Here is a 15,322-nt window from a genome sequence, read left to right as displayed (position 1 = left end):
GGCGTCACTCCGGAATGAAGCGGAGCTCCACCTGCTGGCGACCGCTCATCGGGTCATGCCGCGCGCCGCAGGAGAAGCAGTGGAGCGTCTGCTCCCAGTCCCAGAGCACCTTCACCTCTTCCCCACAGCACAGCATGGGCAGGACGCGCAGCAGCTCGTCCGGCTCCGGCGCCATGGGGCCCGGCAGCGCCTCGGGCTCCACCGCGACGAAGGTGGGGCTCGGGTTGACGGACAGCGTGCGCGCCACGTGGGCGAGCTGCTCATAGCGGACATGGTTGGCCCAGCCGCGCGCCACCGACTCCAGGTGCGTCTGCTGCGCGGGGGTGAGGAAGGCGTCCGCCTCCGCGCGGTAGCCGCAGTACGGGCAGCCCCAGACGGGAACGCCCTCCACGCACTCGTGCGCGTTCTCGAACGGGAAGAAGCCCTGAAGCTTGTGCAGCACGGCGCGCGCGTCCAGCGGGCCGGGCCGCGTCTTGAAGGCCCGCTGGCACTCGGGGCACTCGCGCCGCGTGAAGCCGGCGGCGTCCCGGGGCAGCTCCACCCGGGTCATGTCCGGCGCCTCGCGCTTCACGCGGAGGCCGCCCGGCGGCCGCGGGACACCACCGCCAACAGGAGCGCCACCATGGCGAACAACAGCAGCAGGTGGACCCAGTATCCCTCGGTGGAGCCGGTGGTCAGCCCCAGCCCCCACAACACCAACAGGATGATTCCCATCGTCCAGTACACGCCGCACCTCCACGCACCACAGCCTGGCGCGGCCAAAGCTAGGAACAGGCACCCGGACGAGCAACCCGGTGCTTTTCACAGCCTCCCGTTGGGAACGCCACGTCTCCACCCGGGCATTTTTTCAGGCCGCCCGGGGAAACCGGGGCCCCAGGAAGGGCAAATTCGGCGGCGCTCATAAGGAGGGGCACGCCGCGTGCGAGTCCTGGCACGCGAGCTGCTTAGGCGCTGCTCCGTCGGCAGGTCGGTGCATCCGCATCGGCCGCACGGGTTCCAAGGGCGCGAGCAGCATGGCGGCGCCGGGAGGGGTGGGATGAGGGGTTGGGCGGTGGCGATGGCAGCGGGCTGGTTGACGGGGACGGCGGCGCTCGCATTTCCGGTGCAGGTGCCCGAAGGCGCCCAGGGTGAGGGGCCGGAGGTGACGGAGCTGCGCGCCCTGCTGGCGGAGCGCGACGCGGAGCTGAAGGCCACCCTGGCCCGGCTGGAGCTCTACGAGGACGAGACGCACTACGCCGAGGCCGAGGCCCTGGGCATCACGGAGATGGTGAAGGCGTCCGGCCTTCCCCCCCGGCAGCAGCGGCGCCTGGCGGTGGCCATCGTCCGCGAGGCGGCGCGCAACAACCTGGACCCGCTGCTGGTGGTGGCCGTCATCCGCTGCGAGAGCTCGTTCAACAACTACGCGGTGTCCCACGTGGGGGCCATGGGCCTGATGCAGGTGATGCCGGACACGGGCACCTGGCTGGCGGACAAGGCCGGCATCCGCCTGGGCCGCAGCAGCAACCTCTTCGACTCGGAGACCAACGTGGAGCTGGGGACCGCGTACCTGGCGGACCTCATCAGGCGCTTCGGCACGGTGGAGAAGGCCCTGGTCGCCTACAACGCCGGCCCCGGCCTGGCCCGGCGCATCCTGGCCAAGAAGGAGTCCCGGACGAAGTTCATGGCCGGCTACCCCGCCAAGGTGGTGAAGGAATTCCGCAAGCTGAAGGCCGAGCAGCAGAAGCAGCTCACGCTGCGTGAAGCGCAGAAGGGCGGCGGCCAGAAGAGCTGAGCGCTGTGCAACAGGCCCTGCGACCGTTGCCTGACATTCGCGAGAAAGTTGCCTCAGGGGGGTAACCAAACCAGCGAAGCATGTGCACTGTGCGCCGGGCGGGAGCACCCCACGGGTCGTCCGTGGAGGGACCGGAGCGACGCCGGTCCGGCACAGGCTCCTCGCCAACTTGGAGAACACAGCAATGGCGGGGCTACAGATCCACCGTGAAGAGTCCGCAGGTTCGGTGACGCTGCGGCTGGAAGGCACGCTGGACGGCAAGACGGCGGAAGAGGTGCGGACCTCCCTCAGCGCGCTGACCGGACGCGAGGTCGTCCTGGACTTCACCCACCTGCGAGAGTTCAAGGACAGCGCCGTGGGCGTCCTCACGCGCGGGCTGGTGGAGCGCCCCGTGCAGCTCCGCGGCCTGGCCACCCACCACGAGCGGATGTTCCGGTACTTCGGTGTGGGGACAGGGACGTCTACGCGCCCCGCGTACTACACGCCCGAGGACATCTTCCAGGCCTAGGCGCTCCGCCGCCCCTGGAGGGAGCGTCCGAGGCGAAAGCCCGGATGCGAAGCATGTTGGCAACCGAGGGAGTGGGCTACAGTGGCGGCAGATGAACCAGCCAGCCCGCGCCCTCTCCCCGGTGCCCTCCCCCGTCAACGCGCGCTCGGCGATGGAACGCATCGCCACTGAACTGGGCCGCGCGGTTCAGGGAAAACAATCCCAGCTCCAGCTCGTCGTGACGTCCATCGTGGCCGGCGGCCACGTGCTGCTCGAGGACGTCCCCGGCGTGGGCAAGACGACGCTCGCCGAGGCCCTGGCCAAGGCCTGCGGCCTGAGCTTCGCGCGCGTCCAGTTCACCGCGGACCTGATGCCCGCCGACGTCCTGGGCGCCCAGGTCTTCCACGCGCAGACGGCCACCTTCCAGTTCCGCCCCGGTCCCCTCTTCCGGCAGCTCGTGCTGGCGGACGAGCTGAACCGCGCGCCGCCGCGCACCCAGTCCGCGCTGCTGGAGGCCATGGCCCAGGGCCAAGTCTCGCTGGACGGCGCCACCCACGCCCTGCCCGCCCCCTTCACGGTGGTGGCCACGCAGAACCCGGTGGACTTCTCCGGGACGTACCCGCTCCCGGACTCGCAGCTCGACCGCTTCATGGTGCGCATGTCGCTGGGCCACCCGACGCCCGAGGTCGAGGCGGGGCTGCTGGTCAGCCGCGACGGCACGCCGCCGCTCGACGCGGTGGAGACGGTGTCCGGCCCCGAGGAGCTGGCCTCGCTGCGCGCCTTCGCCGCGGCGCTGCGGCTGGACGCCTCGGTGGCGGACTACATCGTGCGGCTGGCCACGGCCACGCGCGCCCATGGTGACCTGGACCGCGGCGCCTCCACCCGCGCGGTGCTGGCGCTGGGCGCCGCCGCCCGCGCCAACGCGCTCTGGGACGCGCGGGACTTCGTCACGCCCGGCGACGTGCGCGCGGTGCTCGTCCCCTGCTGGTCCCACCGCGTCCTGCTCCGCAGCGCCGTGCAGGGTGTGTCGGCGCGAGACGAGGCGGCCCACCTGCTGGAAGAGATTGCCCGAAAGGTTCCGGCGCCCCGGTGATGCCCCGGCGCACGCCCTGGTGGGCCCGGGTTCGCTCGCGGCTCCGCCCCCCGCGCACCCTCAAGGTGACGCGCATCGGCCGCACCTACCTGGTGGTGACGTTCGGCGTGGGCCTGGGGGCCCTCAACACCGGCAACAACCTCCTCTACCTGCTGCTCGGCCTGCTGCTGAGCATGGTGGTGGTGTCGGGCGTGCTGTCCGAGCGCTGCCTGCGGCACCTGACCGTACGGCGCGTGGGCGCCGACGCGGCCTTCGCCCAGGAGCCCTTCACCTTCCGCTGGGCCATCTCCCGCAGCCAGGGCCATGCCTTCGCGCTCACCCTGTCCGAAGCGGACGCGCCCCTCACCGGCGCGGGCGGCGTGGGCTACCTGCCCGAGGGCGTGGACCACGTGGTGCGCGCGGACCTCACGGCGCCCCAGCGCGGGCCGGTGCGGCTCACGGGCGTGCGCGTCACCACCACCTGGCCGCTGGGGCTGTTCGCCAAGACGCGGACCTTTCCCCTGGAGAGCACGCTGCTCATCTACCCGCGGCGGACCTACGCCTGCCAGGACCCGGGCGCCCCGGAGCAGGGCCCCGTGGGCGACGCGGGCAACCCCCGCCGCAACGACGGCAACGGTGACGTCGCCGGCCTGCGCGAGCTGGCCCCGGGCGAGGACGCGCGGCGCATCCACTGGCGCAAGAGCGCCTCGGCCGGGAAGCTGCTGCGGGTCGAGCGGGAGCGCGAGGAGCGGCGCACCTTCGTGCTGACCATCGCGGACGGGCTCGACGCGCAGGCGCTGGAGCGCCGCTGCGAGGACGTGGCCGCGCTGGCCCACCGGCTCATCGAGGAAGGCCACGAGGTGGGACTGGACACGCCCGAGGAGCGCATCCGTCCCGCGGCGGGCACGGCGCAGGAGCGGCGCCTGCTCCGGGCGCTCGCGTGGCTGGGCCATGAGCGCCCGCGCGGTCACGAGGAGGCGGCATGAGGAAGGGCACGCGGCTGCGCCTGGTGCTGCGGGACCTGGGGGCTGGCTTCGCCTTCGCCTCCATGGCGGTGTCCGGCCAGCTTCCCGCCTGGGCCCTGGGCCTCTATGCCGTGGCCCTGGTGCTCGCGCTGGCGGGCAAGCGCCCGTTCTCCAACCGGGTCAAGCTCACCGCGGTGCTGCTGCTGGCGGTGGCGCTGACGCTGGGTACCAACGTGCTCGCGGGCTCGCTCAACCTGGTGGTGGCGGCGTGTACCTTCGCGGGCCTCATCTCCGCGCAGCGCCTGCTCTCCACGCCGGACGCGGCCACCGACGGGCAGGTCCTCCTGTCCGGTCTGCTGATGGTGGCGGGTGGCGCCGCCCTCTCCGGTGAGCTCGTCTACGGCCTGTTCCTCGTCGTGTTCGGCGTGCTGGCCAGCATCTCCCTGGCGCTGGGCGTGGTGGAGTCCGCCGTCCCCGAAGGCGAGCCGGTGCCGGTGCGCTCGGTGATGGGCCCCCTGGCCAAGGGCGTGGGCTTCGCCGTGGTGGGCGCGGTGGCGTTCTTCATCTTCTTCCCCCGCCTCAACTGGAACATGATCGGCCCCAGCGCCGCGCCCGGCCTGGGCGTGGCGACCGCCGGCTTCTCCGACACCGTGCGGCTGGGCGGCGCGGGCACCATCAAGGACAACCCGCGCATCGTGCTGCGGGCCACCCTGTCTCCGGACCCGGAGAAGGAAGCGCTCGACGCGTACTGGGTGGGCCGCACCTATGACGTCTTCGACGGCCAGGAGTGGACCAACGCGCGCAAGGCCAGCCGCAAGCCCGAGTTCATGACGACGCTGCGGCCTGGGCAGGACAACCTGGTGCACCAGCAGATGGAGCTGATGCCGGCCTACGGCGCCCGCACGCTGGTGGCGCTGGAGACGCCCTCCCGGCTGGGCAACGCGGTGGCCAACACCCAGCTGGGCCCCCGGCGCACGCCCATCTTCGAGCTGGGCGGTGGCGAGGTGCGCTTCCAGAACCCGGGCATCTCCTACTCCTACGAGGCGTACAGCCTGCCGACAGCCGCCAGCGGCGATGACCTCCGGGACCTTCCTCCCGAGGAACAGGACGCCCTGCTGTCGCTGCCGGAGGGGCTCGACGTCCGCGTGGCGCAGACGGCCGCGCGCGTGCTGAATGGCGAGCGCGACCCGCTGGCCGCCGCGCAGAAGCTGTCCGCGTGGCTGCAGCGCGAGTACAGCTACACGCTGGAGCTGGGCGGCGAGGTGCCGGACCCCGTCGCCGACTTCCTCTTCCAGCGCAAGCAGGGCCACTGCGAGCACTTCGCCACCGCGCTCACGCTGATGCTGCGCACCCAGGGCATGCGCGCGCGGCTGGCCACCGGCTTTTTCGGAGGCGAGCGCGTCACGGGCGGCTACGTGGTCCGCGCCGGTGACGCGCACGCCTGGACGCACGTGCTCGTCCCGGGGCGCGGCTTCGTCACCGTGGACGCGACGCCGCCGGCCCACCGCGCGAGCCAGTCGCCCCGGCTGCTGGAGCAGCTCATCAACTTCTACGAGGTCGTGGAGTCGCAATGGCGCGACGTCGTCCTCGACTACAACTTCCGCGACCAGCTGATGGTCGCCCGGGCCCTCATGAGCAGCTCGCGGCCGGCGCCGGAGCAGGCTGAAGCGCCCCGCCGCGGGCCTCCGCCCCGGGCCTGGGGCGCCGCGGTCCTGGCCGCCGCGGCGGCGTATGCCGCCTGGCGCATGCTGGCGCAGTTCCTGTCGAGAGAGCGCCCCCTGGAGGCCACGCGCTTCGCCGACGCCGTGGAGGCCCTGCTCGCGTCCGCTCGCGTCACCCGCGCCGAAGGCGAGACCCTCGAGGATCTGGACGCCCGCCTGGCGCGCGAGGGGCACCCGCTGACCCCGGCCCTGGCGCCGCTCACCCGTCGGTACCTGGAAGCCCGCTTCGGAGGCCGCCCCTTGCAGCAGGGCGAGGCCCAGCAGCATCTGTCGACGTTGAGGAGCGCTGTCGCCAGGGAGGCCCAGCGTCTCGCCAGCGAGGGCACGCGACCGCCCCAGGCACGCGCGTCCTGAAGCCCAGACATGCCCCCTGACGCCTGACGGTCCGCCTGCCCGGCGTGCCGTCCAGCGGCCGGCGTATGTCATCCAGCCGAAGCGGCGTTACGCCTTTTCCGGCGGGTCGGCCACGTCGTTGGACGTGCGCCGCTCCGAGGGCCGCCATGCTCATTCATCGGGTACGCGGCCTTTCGCTGCCCCGCTCTCCGAGCGGGCTCGCGCTGACGCACAGGCAGGAGGCACGAATGCCAACAGTTCTGAATCTCCTACAGCTAGCGCATTGGGCGATTCATACCGGTTCAACGTAACGGTTACAGACTTTCGGCCCTGTGCACGCGGCGGGAGCGCGCCAACCCCTCGCAGACATTGGGAATGGTCCTGTGGGGCAGATTGGCACTTCCGTTGCTCTTGCTCCCCTCGTCACGTCGTCAGACGAAACCATCCATTCTTCGGCCTCCCCGCGAGGCCCACCGTCGGAGAAACCATCCATGCAGGCTTCCACCGAGCAGTCGTCCAACTCCGGCTCCCTGGCGATGTACCTCTCGGAGATCAACCACTACGCCCTCCTCAAGGTGGAGGAGGAGCAGGAGCTGGCGCGCCGCTACTTGAAGGGTGACCTGGCAGCCGGGCACCGCATGGTGACGGCGAACCTGCGCTTCGTGGTGAAGGTCGCCTACGAGTACCGCTCCTACGGCATCAAGATGTCCGACCTCATCCAGGAGGGGAACATCGGCCTGATGAAGGCGGTGCAGAAGTTCGACCCGGACAAGGGCATCCGCCTCATCTCCTACGCCGTCTGGTGGATTCGCGCGTACATCCAGAACTACATCCTGAAGAGCTGGTCGCTGGTGAAGCTGGGGACCACGCAGGCGCAGCGGAAGCTGTTCTTCAGCCTGGCCCGCACGCGCCGCGAGCTGGAGAAGTTTGGCAGCGGCGACGTGGCGGTGAACGTGGATGACATCGCCCGCCGGCTCCACGTGAAGCCGGGCGAGGTCCGGGAGATGGAGCAGCGCATGGGCGGCCGGGACCTGTCGCTGGACGCGCCCATGGGCGAGGACGGCGGCAACAGCCACGTGGACTTCGTGGTGAGCGCCGCCGCGTCGCAGGACGACGAGTTCGCGGACAAGGAGGAGGCGGGCCTCATCAACGCCCGCGTCCGCACCGCGCTGATGCGCCTGGACCCTCGTGAGCGCTTCATCATCGAGCAGCGCGTCATGAACGAGCGCCCCATGACGCTCAAGGAGCTGGGCGAGCACTTCGGCTTCTCGCGCGAGCGCGCCCGGCAGCTGGAGATTCGCGCCAAGGACAAGCTGAAGTCCGAGCTGGCCGCGCTGATGGCGGAGGTGGACCCCGAGGCCGCCGCCGTCCAGCAGTAAGCCGCCCCCAGGCCAGCCGCCTGCCCTGGCAATCCGGGGCTGGCCTTCCTGTCGAGCGCCTCTTCCCTACCGGCGGAGGCGCTTGTCATTTGAGGGCGTTGTTTCACGGCCAGCCGGGGCCCTGCTAGAAGGGGCGGGTTTCCCTTTGAAGGAGCCCCCGCTTGGCCCACGGTTCGCCGCCGATCTCCGAGGATCGCGTCCCGGTCGCGCAGACCCACTCGCAGGTCGCCCATACCCCCTACGTTCCCCCCGACAAGTCTCCGGCGGAGATGACGATGCGGGCGCTGGTGCTCGGCTCGCTGCTGGGCATCGTCTTCGCCGCCTCGTCCGTGTACCTGGCCATCAAGGTGGGCCTCACGGTGTCGGCGTCCATCCCGGTGGCGGTGCTCTCCATCGCCATCTTCCGGGCCCTGGGCAACTCCAGCATCCTGGAGAACACCATCGTCCAGACGACGGGCTCGGCCGGTGAGTCGCTCGCCTTCGGTGTAGCGGCCGCGCTGCCCGCGCTGCTCCTGCTGGGCTACGACATCAGCCTCACGCACGCCTTCCTCACGGCGGCGCTGGGCGGCGTGCTCGGCGTCCTGATGATGATTCCGCTGCGCCAGGGCCTCATCGTCCAGGAGCACGGGAAGCTCCCCTACCCCGAAGGCACCGCCAGCGCGGACGTGCTCATCGTCGGCGAGCAGGGCGGCACCAACGCCCGCACCGTCATCACCGGCTTCCTGGTGGGCGGCATCTACAAGCTCGCCTACTCCGGCATGAAGCTGTTCCGCGAGGTGCTCAGCACCCCGCTGAAGGGCCTCAAGAGCGCCACCGTCTCCACCGAGGTGAGCCCGGAGCTGCTGGGCGTGGGCTACATCATCGGCCCCCGCGTGGCGGCCATCACCTTCGCGGGCGGCGTGCTCAGCTACCTCATCCTCATCCCCGCCATCTCCTTCTTCGGCGGTGGGATGGACACGCCCCTGCTGATGCACAACGGCCAGCTCATCCGGGACATGTCACCGGACGAGATTCGCAACGCCTACGTGCTCTACATCGGCGCGGGCGCGGTGGCGACGGGCGGCCTCATCAGTCTCATCCGCTCGCTGCCCACCATCGTCGGTGCCTTCAAGCGCAGCCTGGAGACGCTCCGGGCGTCGCGCGGCCAGGGCGCCATGCCGCAGCTGCTCCGCACCGAGCAGGACCTGCCCATCACAGTGGTGCTGGGCGGCAGCGCGGCCCTGGTGCTGGCCATCTGGCTGGCGCCGCCGCTGGAGGTGAACTTCATCTCCGCCGTCCTCATCGTCATCTTCGGCTTCTTCTTCGTGACGGTGAGCGCGCGCATCACCGGTGAGATTGGCAGCTCGTCCAACCCCATCTCCGGCATGGTCGTGGCCACGCTGCTCATCACCTGCCTCGTGTACCTGCTCGCCGGCTGGACGTCGTCCCAGGACCGCTTCATGGCCCTCACCACGGCGGCCATCGTCGGCATCGCCGCGTCCAATGGCGGCACCACCGCGCAGGACCTCAAGACGGCCTTCCTGGTGGGCGGCACGCCCCGGCGCCAGCAGGTGGCGCTCTTCGTCGGCGTGCTCACCAGCGCGATGTTCATTGGCCTCGTCCTGGTGACGCTCAACCGCGGCGCCACCGCCACCATCCCCGAGCCCCACCCCGGCGTGGCGGTGACCGAGCTCACCAGCGAGACGCGCGTCCAGCACACCTTCCCCTGGACCGTCTCCGCCGAGGCGCTGGCCTCGCGCGGTCTGGACGAGGCGGCGCTGCGCAAGGCCGTGTGGGCGCAGGGCTACGAGCTGAACACGCAGGGCGGCGCGCTGGAGCTGCGCAGCTGGCGGGACGTGTCCCCACAGGAGCTGGGCGCGGTGACGCTCAACCTGCCCACGGGCGCGCCCGCGAAGATCGCCGACCTGGGCGCCGTCTCGGAGGGCCCGCAGCGCACCTACAAGGAAGGCTACGTGCGCGGCGCGGACACCCCGGTGCCCGCCGGCCTGTACCTGGTCGACGAGGCGGGCGCCATCCAGTACGTGGTGGACCCGGGCATCGGCGGGCGCGTCAGTGCCTATGAGGGCCAGCCGCTGACCCGCTACGCGGCGCCGAAGGCGCAGCTCTTCGCGCTCATCATCGACGGCATCCTCACCCAGAAGCTGCCGTGGGACCTGGTGCTGCTGGGCGTGTTCATCGCCCTGATGCTGGAGCTGTGCGGCGTGTCGTCCCTGCCCTTCGCGGTGGGTGTCTACCTGCCCATCAGCAGCAGCGCGCCGCTCTTCGTGGGCGGCATCGTGCGCTACATCGTGGACCGCGTCCGCGGCGCCGAGTCCGACTTCTCGCCCGGCACCCTGCTCTCGTCCGGCTTCATCGCCGGTGGCTCCATCGCGGGCGTGCTCATCGCCTTCCTGGAGATCGCCACGGACGGCGCCGGCACCCGCGCGCTCAACCTCCCTGCCCTGCTGGGCAACCAGGGGGGCCTGGGCGCCTTCCTGAATACCGTGGGAGAGAGCGAGCACGCGCACCCGCTGTGGTCCAACCTCTGGGGTCTGCTCTTCTTCGCCGGCCTGACGCTGTTCCTGCTGCGCTCCGCCCTCAAGGGTCAGAGCGCCGCCATGTCCCCGCCGCCGCAGAAGGAGGCGTGAGCCCCGGCCCCGGCGTGGGGCACCGGTGAAACACACCTGAGACACCCCGAGGCGGCGAGGCCCATCCTCGCCGCCTCAATCATTTCCAGGGAGGGGAGGCGGCGCGCACCCACTGGGTCCGAACCTCAGAGCGCCGGATGTGACTCGGGCACCTCGTCCGGGAGCGGTGCCGCCTGCACCCCCTCGGCACACACGTACTCGGTGCGAAGCGGTGCGACGATGCCCAGGGTCGCCACGAAGGCGACGGGGCCCCACCAGGGCCAGTAGACGTCCACGCGCGACAGGCCGTGCTGACACTCGGGTGTCACCACGTTGGACGTCGTCAGCCCCGCAACGAGGCTCACCCCCGACTGCTCCGCCGGGGCGCCGCCACGAGGCGCACCCGAGCGCAGGCTCATCCGGAAACACCCCGACAGCGACAACAGCAGCAGCAAGCACGTCATCAACCGCGCCATGGACATCGCCCCCTCCGGTGGATGACGCATGCGGTAACACAACCGGAATTTCCCGCCATTCTCAGGCCCCCGTCACCGGGCCGTCACCCAAGCCATGAGACTTCCTCGGACCGCCTCCTGGGTGGCCGCGCGAAATCAGGTTAGGCTTGGGTGACAGCATGGCCCCCCCCGCTAAAGCCATTCAGGACTCCACCGCGGAGCCGCAGCTCTCGCCCGAGGCGCGCGAGAAGGTCGAACTGGCGAAGAACTTCGCCTTCCACCTGCTCAAGGGCATCAAGCAAATCGGCATGTATCGCCACAACGAGTCGCGCTTCCCGGAGTTCCTGGGGAAGGCGCTCGAGTCGGTCGCCGTCTACACCGAGAAGTTCGGCCCGCTCTCGATGAAGGTGGAGCAGCAGAACTTCGTCCTCCTCGGCGAGCCGCTGTTCTCCGAGGACACCCCGCTTCCCTACAAGTTCTTCCGCGACGGCATCCGGCAGCTCATCTTCCGCCCGGGCCTGACGGTGGAGGAGCTGACCACCTTCACGCTCATCGCCCTCTCCGAGCCCGAGCGCGGCGCCGAGGACGTGCTGGCGCAGCTGTGGCGCGCGAGCATGGAGCACGTCGAGTACGTGGTGGTGGAAGGCTTCTCCATGGAGAACGCCAGCGAGGAGGAAGTCCAGGTCGAGGTGGACAAGGTGGTGGGCTACCTCTACTCGCGTCTGCAGACGAACTCGGATGACTACCTGCGCTTCGCGCGCGTGTCCGCGGAGGACCTGGACGCCAAGCTGGACGGCGTGGAGCAGATTCGTGGCCTCGTCGTGGGCGGCCGGCACGCCTCGGACGAGCTGAAGGCGAAGCTCCAGCGCGAGGTGATGGAGGAGGAGAACGCGCGGCTGTTCCCCAAGCTGGTGAGCGCCGTGTTCCAGGTGGTGGAAGGCGGCGTGGACGACGCGACGCTGCTCGAGGAGATCTTCGTGCAGCTCCTGGACATGCTCCTCATCCAGGACGACTTCGGCACCATCAACCAGATCGTCCTCAAGCTGCGCGCGCTGTCGCAGCGCGAGGGCAACGGCGACCTGGCGCACATGCTGGACAACTTCCTCCACAAGATGGGCGAGGAACAGCGCCTGATGCGCGTGGGCGAGTCGCTCAAGTCCACCCGCCCCAAGAACCCCGCCGACGTGGCGCGCTACCTCCAGGCGCTGGACCGCGACGCCATCATCCCGCTGCTCACGGTGCTGGAGACCATCGAGGTCGCCGACAACCGCATCCTGCTGTGTGACGCGCTGGCGGGCTTCGCGCGGGAGCTGCCGGAGCCCTTCGTCGCGCGGCTGATGTCAGACCGGCCGCAGACAGTGCGCGACATGGTCTACATCCTGGAGAAGAGCAACCACCCGGAGCGGGTGAAGATGTTCGGCCAGGTGCTGAAGAGCCCCAACCTGGTGGTGAAGCTGGAGGTGCTCGGCATCATCGGCCGGGGCCGCACGGGCGAGGCCCGGCGCATCATCGTGGACGCGCTCACGGACCCCATCTCCCAGGTGCGCATGCTGGCGGCGAAGCTGCTGCCGGAGTTCGACCGCGACAAGGCCTACGTGGACCTGATGCGCCTGCTCCGGGAGCCGGGCTTCGACAAGAAGACGCCCGACGAGCGCGCGGCGGTGTACGCCGCCATCGGCTCCACCGGTACCCCGGGGGCCCTGTCGATGCTGCAGCAGATGCTCGCCGTCAAACCCTCGCTGCTCAACAAGAAGCGGGTGCTGGAGGACAAGCTGCTGGCCATCCACGGCCTGGGCGGCGCGTGCTCCATCCAGGGCTACAAGCTGTTGCAAGCGGTGGTGGAGGACAAGACGCAGCCGCTGGAGGTCCTCACCTCGGCGCGCAAGGCGATGTACCAGACGAAGAAGGCGCTCTTCGGAGACTCGGCGCTGTCAGAGGAGGCATAGGCACATGGCCGACAATCTGAAAATCACCCAGGCGCAGGAAGAGAGCACCAGCGAGTTCGGCCGCGAGCACAACGAGAAGCTCCAGGGCCTGGCGCGCTCGCTGGTGGCCGGCCTCTACATGCTGGTGCGCTCGGTGAAGATGTATGACCCGGAGAACGCGGTCTTCCAGAAGCCGCTGCACCAGCTCCAGGACATCATCAATCAAATCATCGGCAAGGAAGGCCGGCTCGAGCTCACGGGCGTCAAGGAGTCCTACTACCTGAACGGCATGCTGGTGAAGGTGGACCTCAACTCCATCGAGAACCAGCGCTACCTGCTGGCGGAGATGCGCTCCAAGGACGTGGGCGGCTTCACGCTCACCAAGCCCGTCACCGTCCCGGAGCTGAAGAACTTCATCTGGATCTTCAGCAAGGAGCAGACGGCCTCGTCCGAAGAGGACGGCCTGGCGAACCGCAAGCTGCTCAACATGCGGGTGGCCAAGTTCTCCAAGCTGAAGGAGAAGCTGAACAAGGACCTGGACAACCCGGGCGACCAGAAGGTGGACCGCAAGAAGTACGCGATGACCATCTACGCCCGCGCCGTGTTCTTCATCACCAAGTACCTGGAGTCGGTGCGGGCCGGAAAGCCCATCAACGCCTCCAAGGCGCTGCGGCTGGTACAGGACTTCGTCGACATCTCCTTCGAGCAGAAGACGCACTTCCTGGGCATGACGACCATGCGGCGCGAGGAGGACTACCTCGTGTACCACCAGGTCAACGTGTGCCTCATGAGCATCGTCTTCGGCGCCGAGCTGGGGCTGACGAAGCCGCAGCTGCGAGACCTGGGCTACATCGCCCTCTTCCACGACGCCGGCATGGCCACGCTGTCGGAGGAGCTGTCGACGAAGCGCGGCGCGCTGACGCCCGAGGAGAAGCAGACGGTGCAGCGCGCGCCGCTCATCTCCGTGCGCAACATCCTCATGGAGAAGGGCTTCAGCCGCTCCACCCTGCTGCGCGTGGTGACGACGTTCGAGCACAAGACGGACTTCGGCACCGCGGTGCGCGACTCGCGCGGCAACATCCAGATGATCATCCCGAAGACGAACCTCGGGGTGTACGCGAAGATCATCGCCATCTGCGACGCCTACGACGCGCTCACCTCGAAGCGCCCCTACCGCGATGCCTATGGGCCCGAGGTGGCCCTGATGCTGATGTGGTCGGAGATGCGGAACAAGTTCGACCCGGAGCTGCTGTCCGTCTTCATGCGGGTCATGGCCATCCAGCCCGTGAAGGTGCTGTCCAAGCGCCAGCAGTCGCTCAGCGTGTCCGGCCTGTAGTCCGCTTCCGGCCCGCCGCCGCGGAGGGCTTCCTCTCGGGGGCGGGAACGGTGCCCCGGAGCAGCGTCAGCGCCGCATCGAAGTCCGCCGGAATGGGCGCCTCCAGCTTCAGCACCTTGCCCGTGCGCGGGTGCGCGAAGGACAGGCGCCACGCGTGCAGCGCCTGCCGGCCCAGCTTCTCCTGGGCCTCGGCCGCCGCGCCCTTCCCCTTGCGCCCGGCGCCGTAGAGCGCGTCGCACAGCAGGGGGTGGCCGGCCTCGGACAGGTGCACGCGAATCTGGTGCGTGCGCCCGGTGAGCAGGTCCACCTCCACCAGCGCCGCGCCGTCGAAGGACTCGAGGACGCGGAACTCGGTGATGGCGGGCTTGCCCTCCTTCACCTTGCCGGTGAAGCGCTGGCGGTGGATGGGGTGACGGCCGTAGAGCGTCTCGATGCGGCCTTCCGCGGGCGGCACGCCGTGCACCAGCGCGAGGTACGTCTTCTCCACCGCGCGCGTCTTGAAGGCCTTCTGCAGCGCCACCAGCGTCTGCTCGTTCTTCGCGACGACGAGGCAGCCGGTGGTGTCCTTGTCGAGCCGGTGGACGATGCCCGGCCGCAGCTCGCCCCCGACGCCGGCCAGGTCCTTCACCCGGTGCAGCAAGGCGTTGACGAGCGTCCCCGAGGCATGGCCCGCGCCGGGATGGACGACCATGCCCGCGGCCTTGTCGACCACGACGAGGTCCCGGTCCTCGTGGAGCAGCGCGAGGGGCAGCTCCTCGGCCACCGGGACGGCGGGAACGGGCGCGGGGACGTGGAGGACGAGCAGTTCGCCGCCCCGCAGCCGCCGGGACGGCTTGGCGGGCTGGCCGTCCGCGAGGACGTGGCCGGCCTCGATGAGGCCATGGATGCGGGAACGGGTGAGGTCCGGGAACGCCCGCGCGAGGTACTGGTCCACGCGCTCGCCACGTGCTTCGGGCGGAGCGCGGTGCTCTCGCGTGTCGGGCGCTACCACGGGGAAGGAGTTACCAGATCTTCGACTTCACATGCGCCTTCGAGCGCAGGACGATGTCGTTGATCGCCCGCTCGAAGAAGTTCATCTTCGTGAAGATCTCCGGGCTGACGCGGCTCTTGTAGAGCTCGCGGCCCTCTTCCAGTTCCTCCTTGAGGACCTCGAAGAGGTTGTCCTGTTCGATTCCCTTGATGATCTTCTGCTCGTTGTAGAGCGAGATATCCGAGGCAATCGCACGGGCGAGCCGCATCGCCTTGACCTTTTCCTCGTCCGTCATCGTGCTA

14 protein-coding genes are annotated in these 15,322 nt (G+C 69.7%); 9 read left to right on the top strand and 5 right to left on the bottom strand.

Translation table 11 applies throughout. The features are described from left to right. Window positions 1–4 precede the first annotated feature (4 nt). Entirely contained in the window at window positions 5–571 is a 567-nt protein-coding gene (locus VZL07_RS32565; protein ID WP_426751843.1) for a hypothetical protein, read from the bottom strand. Continuing rightward, window positions 568–726 (bottom strand): lmo0937 family membrane protein, encoded by a 159-nt coding sequence (locus VZL07_RS32560; RefSeq protein WP_426751842.1) that lies wholly within the window; start codon window positions 724–726, stop codon window positions 568–570. The genes VZL07_RS32565 and VZL07_RS32560 overlap by 4 nt, the downstream gene beginning before the upstream one ends. Window positions 727–1,036: 310 nt before the next feature. On the opposite strand from VZL07_RS32560, the gene VZL07_RS32555 reads away from it, so the two are divergent. The 7 genes from VZL07_RS32555 (at window position 1,037) to VZL07_RS32525 (ending at window position 10,355) form a co-directional block, all read left to right on the top strand. After that, on the top strand, window positions 1,037–1,771 hold the full coding sequence (locus VZL07_RS32555) for a lytic transglycosylase domain-containing protein (RefSeq protein ID WP_426751841.1): 735 nt from the start codon (window positions 1,037–1,039) through the stop codon (window positions 1,769–1,771). Between the two features lie 184 nt (window positions 1,772–1,955). Continuing rightward, window positions 1,956–2,279, top strand: coding sequence for an STAS domain-containing protein (locus VZL07_RS32550; RefSeq protein ID WP_426751840.1), 324 nt, complete (start codon window positions 1,956–1,958; stop codon window positions 2,277–2,279). A gap of 91 nt (window positions 2,280–2,370) precedes the next feature. Beyond that, window positions 2,371–3,351: an AAA family ATPase gene (locus VZL07_RS32545; RefSeq protein ID WP_426751839.1), complete on the top strand. Its 981-nt coding sequence runs from the start codon at window positions 2,371–2,373 to the stop codon at window positions 3,349–3,351. Next, the gene (locus VZL07_RS32540) at window positions 3,351–4,316 is read left to right on the top strand and encodes a DUF58 domain-containing protein (RefSeq protein ID WP_426751838.1); all 966 of its coding nucleotides are present in this window, start codon (window positions 3,351–3,353) and stop codon (window positions 4,314–4,316) included. Before VZL07_RS32545 ends, VZL07_RS32540 begins: the two co-directional genes overlap by 1 nt. Beyond that, the gene (locus tag VZL07_RS32535; RefSeq protein ID WP_426751837.1) at window positions 4,313–6,370 is read left to right on the top strand and encodes a transglutaminase TgpA family protein; all 2,058 of its coding nucleotides are present in this window, start codon (window positions 4,313–4,315) and stop codon (window positions 6,368–6,370) included. Before VZL07_RS32540 ends, VZL07_RS32535 begins: the two co-directional genes overlap by 4 nt. Window positions 6,371–6,840: 470 nt before the next feature. Beyond that, window positions 6,841–7,728 carry an RNA polymerase factor sigma-32 gene (locus VZL07_RS32530; protein WP_426751836.1) on the top strand — a complete coding sequence of 296 codons (888 nt, stop codon included), beginning with the start codon at window positions 6,841–6,843 and terminating at the stop codon, window positions 7,726–7,728. Between the two features lie 161 nt (window positions 7,729–7,889). After that, window positions 7,890–10,355, top strand: coding sequence for an OPT family oligopeptide transporter (locus VZL07_RS32525; protein WP_426751835.1), 2,466 nt, complete (start codon window positions 7,890–7,892; stop codon window positions 10,353–10,355). A gap of 125 nt (window positions 10,356–10,480) precedes the next feature. Here VZL07_RS32525 and VZL07_RS32520 read toward each other — a convergent pair whose 3' ends face one another. Then, window positions 10,481–10,840, bottom strand: a complete 360-nt coding sequence (locus VZL07_RS32520; protein WP_426751834.1) for a hypothetical protein — start codon at window positions 10,838–10,840, stop codon at window positions 10,481–10,483. Between the two features lie 128 nt (window positions 10,841–10,968). Between VZL07_RS32520 and VZL07_RS32515 the strand changes: the two genes are divergently transcribed. Next, entirely contained in the window at window positions 10,969–12,735 is a 1,767-nt protein-coding gene (locus tag VZL07_RS32515) for a HEAT repeat domain-containing protein (protein ID WP_426751833.1), read from the top strand. Window positions 12,736–12,739: 4 nt separating this feature from the next. Then, window positions 12,740–14,050 carry an HD-GYP domain-containing protein gene (locus VZL07_RS32510; RefSeq protein WP_426751832.1) on the top strand — a complete coding sequence of 437 codons (1,311 nt, stop codon included), beginning with the start codon at window positions 12,740–12,742 and terminating at the stop codon, window positions 14,048–14,050. On the opposite strand, the gene VZL07_RS32505 is transcribed toward VZL07_RS32510, so the two are convergent. Both VZL07_RS32505 and VZL07_RS32500 read right to left on the bottom strand, forming a co-directional pair. After that, on the bottom strand, window positions 14,031–15,041 hold the full coding sequence (locus tag VZL07_RS32505) for an RluA family pseudouridine synthase (protein WP_426751831.1): 1,011 nt from the start codon (window positions 15,039–15,041) through the stop codon (window positions 14,031–14,033). The two genes, VZL07_RS32510 and VZL07_RS32505, sit on opposite strands and share 20 nt — an antisense overlap. Before the next feature lie 10 nt (window positions 15,042–15,051). Beyond that, a complete protein-coding gene (locus VZL07_RS32500; RefSeq protein ID WP_426751830.1) occupies window positions 15,052–15,315 on the bottom strand; it encodes a hypothetical protein in 264 nt (87 codons plus the stop codon). Between the last annotated feature and the right edge of the window lie 7 nt (window positions 15,316–15,322).

The sequence above is a fragment of the Pseudomyxococcus flavus genome (assembly GCF_050038885.1).
Taxonomy (GTDB): Bacteria; Myxococcota; Myxococcia; order Myxococcales; family Myxococcaceae; genus Myxococcus; species Myxococcus flavus.
Note: the sequence above shows the minus strand (reverse complement) of the source record. Positions and strands in the feature narration are given on the sequence as shown.

Coding starts and splice junctions, on each gene's coding strand:
- VZL07_RS32520 (WP_426751834.1), bottom strand. CDS start 10,840: ATGCGTCATCCACCGGAGGGGGCGATGTCCATGGCGCGGTTGATGACG.
- VZL07_RS32535 (WP_426751837.1), top strand. CDS start 4,313: ATGAGGAAGGGCACGCGGCTGCGCCTGGTGCTGCGGGACCTGGGGGCT.
- VZL07_RS32540 (WP_426751838.1), top strand. CDS start 3,351: ATGCCCCGGCGCACGCCCTGGTGGGCCCGGGTTCGCTCGCGGCTCCGC.
- VZL07_RS32550 (WP_426751840.1), top strand. CDS start 1,956: ATGGCGGGGCTACAGATCCACCGTGAAGAGTCCGCAGGTTCGGTGACG.
- VZL07_RS32515 (WP_426751833.1), top strand. CDS start 10,969: ATGGCCCCCCCCGCTAAAGCCATTCAGGACTCCACCGCGGAGCCGCAG.
- VZL07_RS32555 (WP_426751841.1), top strand. CDS start 1,037: ATGAGGGGTTGGGCGGTGGCGATGGCAGCGGGCTGGTTGACGGGGACG.
- VZL07_RS32545 (WP_426751839.1), top strand. CDS start 2,371: ATGAACCAGCCAGCCCGCGCCCTCTCCCCGGTGCCCTCCCCCGTCAAC.
- VZL07_RS32530 (WP_426751836.1), top strand. CDS start 6,841: ATGCAGGCTTCCACCGAGCAGTCGTCCAACTCCGGCTCCCTGGCGATG.
- VZL07_RS32500 (WP_426751830.1), bottom strand. CDS start 15,315: ATGACGGACGAGGAAAAGGTCAAGGCGATGCGGCTCGCCCGTGCGATT.
- VZL07_RS32510 (WP_426751832.1), top strand. CDS start 12,740: ATGGCCGACAATCTGAAAATCACCCAGGCGCAGGAAGAGAGCACCAGC.